The 13,389-nt window shown below is 68.1% G+C and carries 14 protein-coding genes; 6 read left to right on the top strand and 8 right to left on the bottom strand.

The window, feature by feature from the left end; genetic code table 11:
• Nucleotides 1-99: 99 nt before the first annotated feature.
• Nucleotides 100-318, bottom strand: a complete 219-nt coding sequence (locus tag IEY98_RS16420) for a hypothetical protein (protein ID WP_189211282.1) — start codon at nt 316-318, stop codon at nt 100-102.
• A complete protein-coding gene (locus IEY98_RS16415; protein ID WP_189211281.1) occupies nt 318-1,187 on the bottom strand; it encodes a hypothetical protein in 870 nt (289 codons plus the stop codon). Before IEY98_RS16415 ends, IEY98_RS16420 begins: the two co-directional genes overlap by 1 nt.
• A 936-nt stretch (nt 1,188-2,123) precedes the next feature.
• Between IEY98_RS16415 and IEY98_RS16410 the strand changes: the two genes are divergently transcribed.
• Nucleotides 2,124-3,203 carry a phage exclusion protein Lit family protein gene (locus IEY98_RS16410; protein ID WP_189211280.1) on the top strand — a complete coding sequence of 360 codons (1,080 nt, stop codon included), beginning with the start codon at nt 2,124-2,126 and terminating at the stop codon, nt 3,201-3,203.
• Here IEY98_RS16410 and IEY98_RS16405 read toward each other — a convergent pair.
• Together IEY98_RS16405 and IEY98_RS16400 are read right to left on the bottom strand one after the other, a co-directional pair.
• Nucleotides 3,200-3,772 (bottom strand): hypothetical protein, encoded by a 573-nt coding sequence (locus IEY98_RS16405; protein ID WP_189211279.1) that lies wholly within the window; start codon nt 3,770-3,772, stop codon nt 3,200-3,202. The two genes, IEY98_RS16410 and IEY98_RS16405, sit on opposite strands and share 4 nt — an antisense overlap.
• Nucleotides 3,773-3,780: 8 nt before the next feature.
• Nucleotides 3,781-4,155, bottom strand: a complete 375-nt coding sequence (locus IEY98_RS16400) for a hypothetical protein (protein WP_189211278.1) — start codon at nt 4,153-4,155, stop codon at nt 3,781-3,783.
• Nucleotides 4,156-4,620: 465 nt separating this feature from the next.
• On the opposite strand from IEY98_RS16400, the gene IEY98_RS16395 reads away from it, so the two are divergent.
• The 3 genes from IEY98_RS16395 to IEY98_RS16385 all read left to right on the top strand — a co-directional run bounded on the left by IEY98_RS16395 (nt 4,621) and on the right by IEY98_RS16385 (nt 7,647).
• Nucleotides 4,621-5,880: a pentapeptide repeat-containing protein gene (locus tag IEY98_RS16395; protein ID WP_189211277.1), complete on the top strand. Its 1,260-nt coding sequence runs from the start codon at nt 4,621-4,623 to the stop codon at nt 5,878-5,880.
• A 1,165-nt stretch (nt 5,881-7,045) separates the two neighbouring features.
• Nucleotides 7,046-7,396, top strand: coding sequence for a DUF1622 domain-containing protein (locus tag IEY98_RS16390; protein WP_229786962.1), 351 nt, complete (start codon nt 7,046-7,048; stop codon nt 7,394-7,396).
• On the top strand, nt 7,393-7,647 hold the full coding sequence (locus IEY98_RS16385; RefSeq protein ID WP_189211275.1) for a hypothetical protein: 255 nt from the start codon (nt 7,393-7,395) through the stop codon (nt 7,645-7,647). The genes IEY98_RS16390 and IEY98_RS16385 overlap by 4 nt, the downstream gene beginning before the upstream one ends.
• A 69-nt stretch (nt 7,648-7,716) precedes the next feature.
• On the opposite strand, the gene IEY98_RS16380 is transcribed toward IEY98_RS16385, so the two are convergent.
• Together IEY98_RS16380 and IEY98_RS16375 are read right to left on the bottom strand one after the other, a co-directional pair.
• Nucleotides 7,717-8,394 (bottom strand): hypothetical protein, encoded by a 678-nt coding sequence (locus IEY98_RS16380; protein WP_229786961.1) that lies wholly within the window; start codon nt 8,392-8,394, stop codon nt 7,717-7,719.
• A 127-nt stretch (nt 8,395-8,521) separates the two neighbouring features.
• Entirely contained in the window at nt 8,522-9,385 is an 864-nt protein-coding gene (locus tag IEY98_RS16375; protein ID WP_189211274.1) for an alpha/beta hydrolase family protein, read from the bottom strand.
• Nucleotides 9,386-9,571: 186 nt separating this feature from the next.
• Between IEY98_RS16375 and IEY98_RS16370 the strand changes: the two genes are divergently transcribed.
• Together IEY98_RS16370 and IEY98_RS16365 are read left to right on the top strand one after the other, a co-directional pair.
• Nucleotides 9,572-10,327 (top strand): MerR family transcriptional regulator, encoded by a 756-nt coding sequence (locus IEY98_RS16370; RefSeq protein ID WP_189211273.1) that lies wholly within the window; start codon nt 9,572-9,574, stop codon nt 10,325-10,327.
• 120 nt (nt 10,328-10,447) lie between these two features.
• Nucleotides 10,448-11,404, top strand: a complete 957-nt coding sequence (locus IEY98_RS16365; RefSeq protein WP_189211839.1) for an arsenic resistance protein — start codon at nt 10,448-10,450, stop codon at nt 11,402-11,404.
• 29 nt (nt 11,405-11,433) lie between these two features.
• Here IEY98_RS16365 and IEY98_RS16360 read toward each other — a convergent pair whose 3' ends face one another.
• Both IEY98_RS16360 and IEY98_RS16355 read right to left on the bottom strand, forming a co-directional pair.
• On the bottom strand, nt 11,434-12,270 hold the full coding sequence (locus IEY98_RS16360) for an ABC transporter ATP-binding protein (RefSeq protein WP_189211272.1): 837 nt from the start codon (nt 12,268-12,270) through the stop codon (nt 11,434-11,436).
• A 17-nt stretch (nt 12,271-12,287) separates the two neighbouring features.
• On the bottom strand, nt 12,288-13,385 hold the full coding sequence (locus IEY98_RS16355; protein ID WP_189211271.1) for a FecCD family ABC transporter permease: 1,098 nt from the start codon (nt 13,383-13,385) through the stop codon (nt 12,288-12,290).
• Nucleotides 13,386-13,389: the final 4 nt, after the last annotated feature.

Raw genomic sequence — 13,389 nt, 5'->3', positions numbered from 1 at the left:
TCGCCAACGGCCTTATCAGAACTGAGACCGCAGAGAACCTCCACGGCTGCCTGCAGCGTGCGGTGACGATTTTGATGGGTATGGCCGTCACCGCGCCGGTCAGCCTCGACGGTTCCCGCCGGTCTCGCTCTGGTGCCCGATCGCCGCGATGACTGCTGAGAACGCCATGCTGTAGAGGGTGAACACGACCGACCGCATGAACTGCTCGTGCGTGGGCTCCGCGCGCATGCGGTGCACGTTGACCAGGACCGAGAGTGCCGATCCTGCCACGACGACCAGAGCCATGAACGCGTCGAACTGTGGCGGGTTGTTGCTCATCAGGGTGTTCGCGACCCAGTCACGCGCGACCTGGGGGTAGAGGCGTGGCTGCCGCCGACGTTGCCGACGACCATCAGTATCGACCAGGACGTGCCGACCCCCAGTGCGCCCAGCAGCACGCCCCGGTGCCCGCGTCCCGCCTTCATCGTCCCGGTGAGCTGGTCGACGACCAGTTGCCCGAGCAGGCACAGGACACTCAGCGCCATCAGGAACAGCAAGAACGGGATCTCGAAGACGAGGCCGACGAGCAGCACGCCGAGCCCGATGCTCAACGCGGTGCCTGCGATCGCCCAGCCCACCATCCCGAGCACCGACACGAACTCCGATCCGTCGGAGAAGAACGCGATCCACGACAGGACGGCGAGGGCCACCAGGAGCGCCCACACCCACCATTCCCAGCCGCGGAACCACGCGGACGCTGCGAGGAACCACGGGCCGATGGTCCTGACCACCCAGTGCACCGCCGCGCCCACCCACGCCACCGCGTGCAGCCCGGCTGCCGCGAGGGGGGCCGTGAGCAGCGCGATGACCGCAAACGCGGGCTCCCGGTGCCGTGCGGCGAGGGCGAGGACCGCCAGCAGGAACACCCCCGTCGCCCAGATGACGCAGGTCAACAGGAGCGCGTACGCGGGCAGGGCCCCATTGACCGCGGCACTGGCGTCTGCCAGCCACCGCAGCGACGCCCACCCGTCCCGGGCGCTGAGCTTCGCGGTCCCCTCGGGCAAGCTGAACGCCGCGAACACCGCCCCCACCGCCGCGTACAGCAGCACCACGAACAGGGACAGCACGAAGATCCCGAGGCAGCCCAAGCGCTTCGCCCAGTAGCCGGTGATCTCGCGCCCCCGGTACTCGACCCGGAAGTTCCCCACCGCTGCCCCCTCGCCCGTGCCCGCCGCAGCACTCGATGAATATCGGCCGGAGCACGACCGTTTCAGGACCTGGGTGGCCATCACCCGAACGGCCCAGCGGTGGGACAGGAAAGCGTCGACCAGTGGCGTGCCGGAACCGGTGAGCCTGCCAGCCTTTGTAGCGGCACGGCTTCCACGTGGACGTGTCTCATGATCGCCCGGCTTCCTCGTCTATACCAGCGCAGAGGGAGATCACGTCTCCGGGGCTCACCTTGACCTCATCGAGAAGGTGTCACGCCGATTCTTCGGGATGAACCTCGCGATCGGGCCGATCAGCCGCCGGTAGACCAACCTGCACCCGGCCATCGAGCAGGTGGCCGATGTCGATGATGCCCCGGTGAACACCAGCCGGACCAGCAGGCCAGCCACGCCCGGCGAGCACCACGAACCAGACGTGCCCGCGGTCGACCAGGCCCGGCGACAGCAAGGCCCGTGCAGCTCGACCACGGCCAGCAGCGGCGCCAGGCCCGTCACGGCGCCCAGGGTCGACTTCAACGCTGACCGAGAACGATCGGGCGCAGGACTGCAAGTCCTGCGCCCGCTGGCTCCGGGCCGCTAGAACGCGGCGAGAACGACGATCTCCAAGGTCATGACTGCGGCGAAGGCGGCGCCGACCCGCAACACAGCAGCAGCTGGACGGACATCGCTCACCCGGGCAAGCACACCAGCCAGCAGCCCACCAGGCAGCCCGTCCCGCGGCCGCCCTCGGCGCAGGTCACGATGTGCGTCAGGTAACCCCGGCTGCCGACGGGCTGTGGACGTGCTCCTCGGCCTGATCGCCGCCTCGCGTTCGCGTTCCCCACCCGTCACGCCGCTGATGCCACAGGCGATTCTTCACGGCATGTTCGCCGGATTCGTCTGTGTCGCACGGGAAATCCGGTCCGGCATACTGTCGTCATGGACGTGAGCGAGCGCGAGTCGGCGTTGCGAGAGGACCGGGCGTGGCTGCAGGCGTTGAGCGACGCGTTGCACGACAAGGAATACGCCGCTCTCCTGCATCGCATCGCGCGACTTCCGGCGCCTCCCCGACTTCAAGAGCAGGGGGTTTCCCCGGAGCTGCAGGCGGCTATGTTCGGTTTCGGTGAGGACAACATGCTGTCGAGTATCGTCATGATGGCGATCGACGAGGTTGATGCCCGCGAGTTCGACCATCCCGTGACGGACCTGATGTTCATGCCGACGGCGATCCCTACCGTGAACGGTTTCTGCGTGAGGACGCCGTCTGGGGTTCCGGCGATCGTGCTCAACCACGGCTTGGTCTTGTACGTCTCCGCGGCCGTGCATATCGCGCTGGGCCTGACCACGTGGACCGACGGCGAGTACTGTGCCCATCACACCCGTCAGGAGAAGGTCAAGGGCATGTTCCGGCTGGCGGAGGGCGTTCTCGCGAAGCAGCTCGTCCCGGTGATCGACATCAAGGCCTTGCACTGCCTGGAAGACCACGACAACTCGATGTTGCGCAGGCTTGCCGAGCGGCGTGGGACTGAGCGGGATCTGGAGACGGCAACACGCGATCTCGTCGCACAGGGCGATGTCGTCGTTGATGCCGTCTACCAGGGCTCGTGTCTCATCGCGGAGATGTTCATCGTGCTGCACGAGATCGGGCACATCGCGCTCGGGCACCTCAACCGCAACAACGTCGCCTACGCCTTCGGAGAACGGAACGTCCCGGTCTACCGGAGATCCATCGAGGCGGAGTTCGAGGCCGATCGGTTCGCCTACCGTCAGCTGGTCAAAAAGCTCGTCTCTGGCGGCAGGATGCGGCATCGGGACGTCGCCTACGGCATCGGCTGCCTGTTCATGCTGCAGCGGACTGTCGAGTATCTGTCAGGGAACGAGGAGGCGGGGACGCATCCTCCGGCGGCTGAGCGCTGGCAGGCGATCAAGGCCGAGATGGATGAAGCCCGGGTGCCCGCGGCGTTGGATTCCGTCGACCACTACTTCGCCTGGCTGGACCGCATGGAGAGCGCTGTCTAGGGGCACTTGGCGACGACGATCACGTCGCCGGTCAGCGGCACGTTCGCCAGCATGAGCGAACCGTCCGGGGCAGCGCTCGGCACGCCGCAGTAGACCTTGCCGCCTGCTGGCGCGATCACGGGCTGCGGTTTGGCGGGCGCCTTGTCGGTGAACAGCACGACGAACGAACCGGCCACCACCACGACGGCGCCCGCCACGCCGAAACCCATGGACCACTTGAGCCGCTTGAGTGCCCGGGTAGCCCGCTCCTTGTGCGCGGTCCTAAACGCGTCGACGGTGAGATCGTTCGTCTTGCGGGGGAACGCGTTCGCCGCGGCACCGGCGAGAATCGTCGCCAGCAGCACGGCGATCGCGGCGATCGCGATGCCGATCCGGACGATCGACCGGACGCCGACCGGAAGGTCGTTCATCCCCGTGAGACCCGACGCGAACGTCACCGTGGCGAAAGCGCCCAGGACGGCGGTGAGCAGCGCCGACCAACCCGCCGCAGCCTTGCGGACGGTGTCGAGCTGCCCCCGGCGGGCCTCGAGGATCTTGCCTTCCCAGTATTCGTCTTCTTCTCGCGACACAGCCGCTCCTACCGGATGTAGAGCGGCACGGGAATCGAGCCGCCCCAGCCGCAGCCTTGGTGATCGCCGTCGCGCCCGGCGTGCGCGGCGACGCAGTTGCACCGCACGCCGAACATGCCGAACCTGCTCTCCAGCGGCAGCATGCTGGCAATGACGTCGAACTCGACCGACTGGCAGATCTCGTGCCCGCAGCGAGGACACCGGCCGGTGAGGTCGTAAGTGTCTCCACCCGTCGCAACGAGTTCGAGCGTCTTGTCCTCCAGCGCCGCCGCGATCGCCTCCCTCCAGCGCGCCTCGTTGCCCGCCGTCCGGGCGGGGTAGTCGTACGGCACCGCGGGGTCGGGCCACGCCTCATCACTCACAGACCTGATGTCGCGGCGCACGGGCAAGACGTTTCAACGACTCGTAGGCGGTATGACCGGTCTTATACTGCAACGGCGTTGAGGTGGGGCGATGGCGCGGAACTATTGATCCGCAGGCTGATTCCACGGCGACCAGCAGGGTTTACCAGGTGACCCCTCCCGCGCCCCGTACCCGGTCGGTATCCGTTCAGGAGATCTCGCGGAAGTCCGTCTGTTGCTCGGCGGGCGCTGCTGAGCGTCGCCCCCCGCTGCTCGATCGCATCGCCACCAACTCCCTGGACGGCAGGCCTACCCGCGGTCGGCTCGGTGTTCGTCGCTACCGTTCGGTGGGACCACCAAGTGCGGCAACCAACAACAGGCTCTCAGTGACATGACCTGCCGAGATGCGAACGGCCGTCTAGAAACGAGGGGACTTCATTGCGCCCTGGTAGGTTCCACTAGTGAAACTTCCCGTGACATCGGCGGCTTGATCAGCGATCTTGAAGCATGCCCAGTGCACAACGCCGCCGCGTCGCGAGCGGCATCGCCCGAACACGGATGCGTCCACGAGCAGCACAGGCGAGAGGTCGATCCGGGGCCCTTCACTCTCATGCGCAGACGATCACCTCCACGATCACCGCGTTCACTGCGATCGGGGCGCTAGTTTTCACCGGACTGTCACTCAACGCCACGCGCGACCAAGTTGCCGCAGCACACCGGCAGAACGAAGTCGCTCAGCAAGGGCAGTTCACCGAACGTTACACCAGGGCAGTCGAACAGCTGGATCAATCAGGCCCGGACCACCTTCAGACCCGCCTCGGCGGCATCTTCGCGCTTCAACGCTTGGCTGAGGACTCACCCCGCGATCAACCCACCATTATCAATGTTATAGAGACCTTCATTACCGCGACGGTCGCTCGCGGTAATGTCGACACTTGCCCAGAAGGGGTGGCGCCTGACATTCAGGCCGCCCTGTCAGTAGCGATCGACCGTAACCGCGAACATGATGAGAGCGATCCGCTTGCGGGCATGGATCTATCCGGAGCATGCCTCGCTAAAAGTGACCTAGGAAATGCGGATTTTCGCCAGGTGAATCTGACAAATGCAGACTTGCGCTCGGCGAACCTGCGCCACGCTGAACTCACCCGTGGAACGTTCAACGGCGCGACCCTTATTGACGCGGACCTTCGCAACGCAGACCTGGGCAATTCTTCTCTAGTGGGTGCGACACTCTGTCGTGCAGATCTGGACGAGGCGAACCTGCAACAGGTCTCCTTCTTGCGAGCCGACCTGCACCTCGCGTCATTGAACGACACCAATCTCCAGGATGCGAGCCTGATCGACGCGCAGTTGACCCATGTTGGCCTGCAGAACTCCAACCTCTCCCAGGCTAGTCTCGGCCGCGCGAATCTCGGATCAGCATATGCCGATGGAGCGAACTTCAGCGGTGCACACCTGGGTGAGGCGCAACTCTTTTCCGCAAGCTTGCAGAACGCAAAGTTCACAGACGCGGGATTAGGTGGAACCAACCTGCGAAAGGCGAACCTCTCCGGAGCCGACTTCCGCCAGGCCCGCCTAGTTCAGGCAAGCCTTCGTGAGGCCGTCCTCGTGGGCGCTGACCTGTCGAGTGCGGTACTTCTGCAAACAGACCTGACTGCCGCGGACTTGCGCGACGCCAATCTCGATGGTGTTGACCTGTCGACAACCAAGCAGGGATATCCCGATGCTCACGATGTTGTGCCGTACCGGAAGACCAAGGGATGCTGAGTCTGGAGCAAGATTCCGGAGACCTGCGGACTTCAGTGCAAGCAGACTACCCGGTTTCAACGCTGACACTGCTACCCTTTCTGGAGGGGCATCCTTCGTTCACGTCAAACCCGCAGGGGTCGTCAAGTATCATGAAAGTCATTCTCGAAGGGGTGTCTATCTCGGCGACGTCAGCGTCGCTTGTCCTGTACCCTATCGACCATTGAACGATATCTCGCCGTAGGCGCGGCTTAGTGTCACCACTGGGTGCAAACTATCGGGGCAGTCGTCTTCGACTTGGGCGCAAGAGTTGACCATAACCCCCCTTACTCATTTCCATCCTCTCGAGGATTCTGTCTGTGGAGCGGTTGCACTTCATTAGTTTCGGCCGCGAATTCTGCTACGACGAACGCGCTCGACTCCTCTGCGCACTTGCGGGCTTAGCGGCGCTTCGTGAAGTCAGTCCGCCACAGCACTTCCATCGAACAAATGGGCGGGTCCGGGCCCACAGGAGGTCAAAGCCAACCTGACCGACCTCGAAGCGGGTGTCAACGGCAGCATCGAGTCCGATGACGAGAAACTCGACACCGTCATCGAAGCCATCAGCGAAGCCCAAGCCACTGAAGGGAAGCTTAACGACCACGAACACCGCATCGTGCGGCTCGAGCGCCGAGCGGACTAGTACGCGGTCTCCTGACTGCAACCTCTCAGTCCCGTGTCCGGTTGTGTGGCTTGGCGCGGCTGTTTGCGGGGGTCTGTGCCCCATAGGTGCGCGAGATCGGTGGCGCGTGGTGGTGGGGAGGACGGGGAACCAGAAGGACGCGTAGGCGTGGCGTAGGGCGGGACCGCAGCCGAATCGAGCAGCGTGCCATCGACGGAGTGCGGGGCGCTCTGTTGCGCCGAGGAGTGGGTGCGGTGGTCCCTCGTGATGCCGGTTGCGGATCGGCCAACTCACGCTGCGTGTCTGGCGCCGTCGCTACCGGTCGGGGCGTACCGGTGGCTGCACCAGCACTACCGGGGTTGGGGCGAGCGGTACCTTTGTCGGTCGCGGGGACAGTGAGTCGGGCATCACGAATGGGGGACAAGCGGCGGCGGGGTCGGGTTTGGCCGCTTCGCGCAGGGGTAGTCGGCCAGGACGTGGAGCCGATCATGGGGTCAGGGTATGGGTGAGGAAGAGCTGCGGGCGGTGATCGACTGGCTGGTGCGCCTGGTGGAGATGGCAGGGGCCGCGGTCATCGTGACGGGTGCTGCCTGGGCGATGGTCCGGTTCGTGGTGACCGGTATCCGGTACCGGGACGCCGCGGTGTTCACCCCGGTGCGGTTGACGTTGGGGCGGTTCCTCGCCTTGGGGCTGGAGTTCCAACTCGCGGGGGACATTCTGCGGACGGCGATCGCGCCGACGTTCACTCAGATTGGGCAGCTGGCGGCCATTGCGGCGATCCGGACGGCGTTGAACTACTTCCTCGGGCGGGAGATCGCCGAGGAGCAACGTCTGGTCCGTGAGCGCGGTCCTCGGGATGAGCGAACGTCGTCGTGACGGGGTTGGTCCCGCTCTTTGCGGGGTGTGCGCTGGTGGTGGCCGTTGTGGTGTTGGTGACCGGGCGGTCGGTCACTGCTGCGGTGCGGGTGTTGGTGGAGTTGTTGATGGCGGCCGGTCTGCTGGGGTTGTCCTTCGGGATGAGTTGGGCGCAGATCGCCACGGCCGCGGTGGTGGTGGCGGTGCGCAAGCTCGTGGTGAGCGCGATCGGCGCCGCGGAGACCGCGCGAACGGGCCACAGTGGTTCCTGATCGCGGGGGCTCGCTAGCTGCCCGAGCGGTGACCGTCCCGTGAAATCGCAAAGAGAAAACGGGATAGCACTACTCGGTGGCCTTCTCGATCTCGCCACTCGGGCCGTCCGGTCGGAGGAAATAGGCCCCGAGGCTTGCGGCTAGGGCGGCGAAGACTGCCACCGAATAGCACGCGAGCACGACTTCCAGAAAACGCGCGAATCCCCCGCCCTGGGTCATCGGCTCCCCGGTGATCGTGGCCAGCGCGACGTCGTGCAGGGCGAGGTGGTAGGACTGGTAATCACCCGTCAGCATGAGCAACTGGCTGCACGCGAGGACGAGGACCCCGGTCACCGCCATGAGCCAACCCAGCCTGCCGGACAGCAACCGCCCGGCGGAACGGCTGCCCCTGACGGCCGAGGACAGCACTCCACCCGCCCTCGCGATCCGCAGGACCCGGACCACGCGCAGGAACCGCAGGAACGGCACGACCAGGAACACCAGTTGCCACCAGTTCCGCCGCAGGAACAGCCCCCGCATCGGCGCGACGTACAGCCGCAACGCGAATTCCCCCACGAACACCAGCCACAACGCCCAGCCGACGATCACCAGCACGGTGTTGAGCGCCGGTTCGATCGCCAGGGTCTGGCCCAACACGACGAACAGGAACAACACGCCCAGCATGCTCATGGGCCGGTCCAACCTGCGAAGAAGCTCCTCGGCCCAGACCTGTCGCTCCTCCTCGTCCCCCTTGCGCGAGCCCGTCACCCCTACTGGGTACCCACCTTTGCCCAACTGCCAGCGCCCGGCCTGCGGTCATCCCTTCGGGGGACACACAGGGGTGCTGCCGGGAAACGGAACGGCCGCCCTCCGTGGGGCGGCCGTTCGTGCCGGGTCAGCCGATCGCGGTGGCCTTCGTGTTGCGGTCTACTGAGGACCAGGCCGCGGTGTCCAGGTACAGCTCGGTCTGGTCTTCCGGGCCGAAGAAGACCGTCTTGGCCTTCGTGTCGTCCGCCAGCCAGTAGCGGAACCACGCCGTGAGCACGCCGATCAGGCGGGTGCGGGTCTCACCCGGGAAGAAGTGGTCGGAACCCCTCAGCTCGGCGAACACCGCGGGGACGTGCCCGGCCCGGGCGTAGCGGCCGCGGACGTAGAACGACGGCACGATGTAGTCCAGCTGGCCCGCGATGAACAGGGCGGGCCCCTGCAGCATCGGCACCGAGCCCTGCGGGCCCGGCTGCACGGGAGCGGTCACCGTGATGAGGGGGTCGGCGCCCGCGGCGATGGCGCCGCCGCCGCCCTGGGAGTGGCCTGCCGCGCCGACCCTCCCCGGGTTGATCTTGCCGTGGAAGACGCTGCCGGGGCGGCTGTTCTCGCTGATCAGGTAGTGCGCGCCCGCCAGCATCTCCTCGCCGGAGCCCGCACGCCCGGTGTTCGCCGCCGCGACGACGATGCCCCAGGAGGCGATGTGCCTGAGGAACTGGTCGTACTGGTCGACGGTGGCGTTGGTGCCGTTGCCCCACACCAGCACTGGGTGCGGAACGGTAGAGGACGCGATGTCGGCCGGGTAGTACAGGGTGTGGGCCGGTCCGCCCGGCGCCTTGGTCACCGCGTGCGGACCGGGCTGCTCGTAGTGCCGCTCGACGGCCGCCGCCGTCGCGGGGGAGGCCACGGCGGTGAAGCCGGGGGCTTGCGCGACCACGAGGGCGACGGCGATGGCCGACAGTCCGAACCCGCGGCGCAGGGAGCGCGATGTCATGTCGGATCTTCCTTCAGAGTGATCCTGGGGGACGATTGGATCGTCCCAGTCAAGCGATACCGGCGCATTGGCCGCGATTCCGAATTTGTCCTGGGATCACTGTGATGAGTCACATCGAATATCAACCCCACGGGCCCGGACGTGGGGCTTGACCTTCGAGTCGGGTCGAAGGTTTACCGTCGGGTGGTGACCAGTTTGCGGATTTCCCAGCTCGCGGCTCAGACCGGTGTCCCGGCGACGACGCTGCGCTACTACGAGACGGAAGGCCTCTTGCCCGCCGACCGGACCGCGGCAGGCTACCGGGTCTACGGGCCCGACGCGGTGGAGCGGTTGGCGTTCATCTCCTCGGCGAAGACGCTGGGCCTGCCGTTGGAGGAGATCCGCGACCTGCTCGGCGTGTGGGAGCAGGGGGTGTGCGCGGCGGTGCGGGAGCGGATGGTGCCGCTGGTCGCCGAGCGCATCGCCGACGCCGATCGCCGCCAGGCCGAGCTCGCGGGGTTCTCCGCCCGGCTGGTCGGGGTGCACGAGCAGTTGTCGACGCCCGCGCCTGCAGGGGGGTGCGGACCGGACTGCGGCTGCATGGCCACCGTGCCGGTGGCGGTGCCGCCCACCCGTCCCGAGGAGACCGCGGGTGAGCCGTGGCGGGACGTGCCGGTGGCCTGCACTCTGGATGGTCCCGACCTCGGTGAGCGGACCGCGCAGTGGCAGCGGCTCACGGCGCGGGCCACCGACCGGCGCGCCGTCACCGACGGGATGGTGCTGGTGTTCCCGGCCACGCCCGAGCTGGCCGCCGAGGTCGCCGCGCTGGCCGTGGCCGAGCAGGACTGTTGCGCGTTCTTCGACTTCAGCCTGCACCTGACCCCCGCGGCTCTGGAGCTGACCGTGCGCGCTCCGGACACCGCGGCAGAACTGCTGGCCGACCTGTTCGGGGCCGACGCGTGAGCATCGCGAGATCCGGTTGATGAGCGCACGGCGAAGACGGGTTCGGGCCTGTGAGGATGGACCGGCAGGTGGTGGCGAGGAGCGGGAGCGGACAGGGTGACGCGGGGTGTGGTCGAGCGGATGGAGCACCACCAGATCGCCATCTACCTCGCGGCGATGGCGGCCGGTGGCCTGCTCGGCTGGGCGCTGCCTGCCGCCGGGCCGGGTCTGGCGCACGCCATCAACCCGGTGCTGGGCGCCCTGCTCTACGTGACCTTCCTCCAGGTCCCCGCGGCCGAGCTGCTGCGGTCGCTGCGCGACGGGCGGTTCCTGTCCGCGACGCTGGCGGTGAACTTCCTGCTCGTCCCGGCCGTGGTCGCGGCGATGGTCGGGTTCCTGCCCGCCGACCAGGCCGTGCGCATCGGGGTCCTGCTGGTGCTGCTCACCCCGTGCGTGGACTACGTCATCGTCTTCTGCGGCCTCGCGGGCGGCAGTAGTCAGCGGCTGCTGGCCGCCACCCCGCTGCTGCTCATCGCCCAGATGCTGCTGCTGCCGGTGTTCCTCTACCTGTTCCTGGGCGCGGAGCTGGCCGACATCGTCGAGCCCGGGCCGTTCGTCGAGGCGTTCCTCGTGCTCATCGTGGGCCCGCTGACGCTTGCCTGGGCCACCCAGGCTTGGGCCGCCCGCGCACCCGCGGGCCGGGCTCTGTCCGGGGCGGCGGGCACAGCGATGGTGCCGCTGATGGCCGCGACCCTGCTCGTCGTCGTCGCCTCCCAGGTCCCCAGGCTGGACGGCAACCTCGCCGACGTCGCCGCCGTCATCCCGTTCTACGCGGCGTTCCTGGTGATCATGGCGTTCGCCGGATGGGCGGTTGCCCGCGTGTTCCGCCTCGACGTCCCGGCCGCCCGCGCGGTGGTGTTCAGCGGAGCGACCCGCAACTCCCTGGTCGTGCTCCCGCTGGCGCTCGCCCTGCCCGACCGGCTGGCGCTGGCGGCGGGCGTCGTCGTCACCCAGACCCTGGTCGAGGTGATCGGCATGCTCGCCTACGTCCGTGCCGTGCCGCGGCTGCTGCCGGACCGCACCGCCACCGCCTCCTGAGCGCGTCCGGCAGCTCTCGGCGGATCGTGTCAGCCTCGGTCAGGTTCGCTGACCGCGTCGTGTCCTGCCGGTACTCCGAGGGCGGGCAGGCCGTCTTGGGCTCTGGCGGCCTCGGTCGGGCGGAAGACGAGTTGGCGGCAGTCGCCGTCGTCGATGGTGCGGACGGTGACCCGGTAGACGGGTTCGAGCACTTCGGGGGTCAGCACCTCCTCGGTCGGGCCGGAGGCGGCGACCAGGCCGCTGTCGAGGAGGACGAGGTGGTCGCAGTAGCGGGCGGCCAGGTTCAGGTCGTGCAGGACGACCACGGTGGTGATGCCGAGGTCGCGGACCAGGTGCAGGATCTCGTGCTGGTAGTGGATGTCGAGGTGGTTGGTGGGCTCGTCGAGGAGCAGGTGGCCGGTCTGCTGGGTGAGGGCGCGGGCGATCAGGGTGCGTTGCTTCTCCCCGCCGGACAGGGTGGCGAAACCGCGGTCGGCGTGGTCGCGCATGCCGACCCGGTGCAACGCGGTCGCGGCGATGCGGTGGTCGTCCGCGGTGTAGGACTGCAGGGACGACCGGTGGGGCGAGCGTCCCAAGAGGACCATCTCGGCCACCGTGACCGGGAGTTCGGGCGGGGCCTCCTGGGCCACGACGGCGATCCGGCGGGGCAGTTCGCGGCCGCGGAGGCCGGACACGGGCGTCCCGTCGATCAGCACGACGCCCCCGAGGGGGCGCAGGGCCGAGTAGAGGACGCGCAGCAGCGTGGACTTCCCGCTGCCGTTGGGGCCGATGAGGCCGACGACGCCGCCGGAGCGGGCGGCGAGGCTGACCCCGGCCAGCACGGGTGTTCCGTCGTAGGCGAAGGACACGTCGGTGGCGCTGAGCACGCGGGCACCTCTCTCGGTCAGGCCGCCGACCGGACGCGGCGCACCAGGAACAGCAGGAACGGGGCGCCGAGGACGGCGGTGATGATGCCGAGGGGCAGCTCCCTCGGCACGAACGCCATGCGGGCCACCACGTCCGCCCAGATCAGGAACGACGCGCCGATCAGCGCGGAGACGGGCAGCAGCCTGCGGTGGACGCCGCCGACGCACAGCCGGGCCACGTGCGGCACGACCAGGCCGACGAACCCGATCCCGCCGGACACCGCGACCGCGGCGCCGACGCACAGCGCGACCACCACGAGCGCCTGCGCGCGCAGCCGCGCGGGCGGGCTGCCCAGGGCGTGGGCGGTGTCGTCGCCGAGGGTGAGCGCGTCCAGCCTGCGCGACCACAGCAGCAGGACCGCGAAGGAGACCACGAGCAGGCTGCCCGCGACGAGCACGGCGGGCCAGTCGGCCCTGGCGAGCGAGCCCAGCAGCCAGAACAGCACCGCACGCGCGCCCTCCGGGGTGTCGGACGCGAAGATGAGGAAGCTGGTGACGGCGTTGAGCACGTACCCGACGGCCACCCCGGCCAGCAGCAGCCGCACCGAGGTGATCCGCCCGCCGATGGCCGCGACGGCGAACACGATCCCCGTCGCGGCGAGCGCGCCGAGGAACGCGCTGCCGGTGAGTGAGTTCGCGCCGACCGAGGCGCCCACCCCGAAGAGGATGGTCAGGGCCGCGCCGGTGGACGCCCCGGCGCTCACGCCCAGCAGGTAGGGCTCGGCCAGCACGTTGCGCACCAGTGCCTGCAGCGCGACGCCGGAGACGGCCAGCGCCGCGCCGACCACGGCCGCCAGCAGCACCCTGGGCGCGCGCACCAGCCACACGATGCTGTCCTCGGAGGGCGTCCAGGTGATGTCCAGACCGCCCACCAGGTGCGCGGCGACGATCCGCGCGACCGTCCCGGGTTCCACCGGCACCGGCCCCAACCCGATGGCCACGGGTATGCCCGCCAGCAACAGCGCCGTGAGCCCGCATACCCACAGCGTCGCGTGCAGCGTCCTGCGCCTGCGATCGAGGTCGTCCGGAGCCGGATCGGCCGGATTCGCGGTCGCCCGGTGGGCGGTCTGGGTCATCGTT

Source organism: Actinokineospora fastidiosa (genome assembly GCF_014648415.1).
GTDB classification, from domain to species: domain Bacteria; phylum Actinomycetota; class Actinomycetes; order Mycobacteriales; family Pseudonocardiaceae; genus Actinokineospora; species Actinokineospora fastidiosa.
Note: the sequence above shows the minus strand (reverse complement) of the source record. Positions and strands in the feature narration are given on the sequence as shown.